Source organism: Streptomyces flaveus (assembly GCF_014647675.1).
GTDB classification, from domain to species: domain Bacteria; phylum Actinomycetota; class Actinomycetes; order Streptomycetales; family Streptomycetaceae; genus Streptomyces; species Streptomyces flaveus.
The window spans coordinates 1-517 of the sequence record NZ_BMPQ01000107.1 but is presented as its reverse complement, the minus strand read 5'-3'; the positions used below and the strand labels follow the sequence as shown (position 1 = coordinate 517).

1 protein-coding gene is annotated in these 517 nt (G+C 69.1%); it reads right to left on the bottom strand.

Annotated features, from left to right (window positions below; translation table 11 throughout):
- A partial coding sequence (locus IEZ21_RS47000; RefSeq protein WP_246568996.1) for a transposase occupies positions 1–502 on the bottom strand: 502 nt, incomplete at its 3' end.
- Between the last annotated feature and the right edge of the window lie 15 nt (positions 503–517).

Sequence of the window (517 nt, the reverse complement as noted above, 5' to 3'; positions counted from 1 at the left end):
CCGCGCTTTCGATCGGGTTGAGGGTGACGGTGTACCCGAGTTGGTTCAGGGCGTTGATCGCGCGTCGGGTGGCGCGTTCGGGGTCGCGCTGGGTGAAGTAGGAACCGCCGAGCTCGTCGTAGGGGACGTGGTCGGTGAGCATGTGCCAGATCGCGGTGATGATCGAGTGCTCGACGGCGACCAGGGCCCTGAGCGGACCACGGCGTGCGGTCAGCCGCTTGTAACGGGCCTGCAGGTAGGTGTTGTTGGTTCGCACTGCGCCGAAGGCGGCCAGGCCGAGGGCGCCCTTGAGGTAGGGGTTGCCGGGGCGGACCTTGGTGGTCTTGGTGCGGCCGGCGGATTCGTGGTGGCCGGGACAGACCCCGGCCCAGGACGCCAGGTGCTTGGCGGAGGGGAACCGGCTCATGTCGCCGCCGGTCTCCGCGATGATCACCTCGGCGGTGGCCCGGTTGATCCCGGGGATGGTGTCGAGCAGGTCGAGGCTGCCCTGAAAGGGGGCCATCGCCTCCTCGATCCG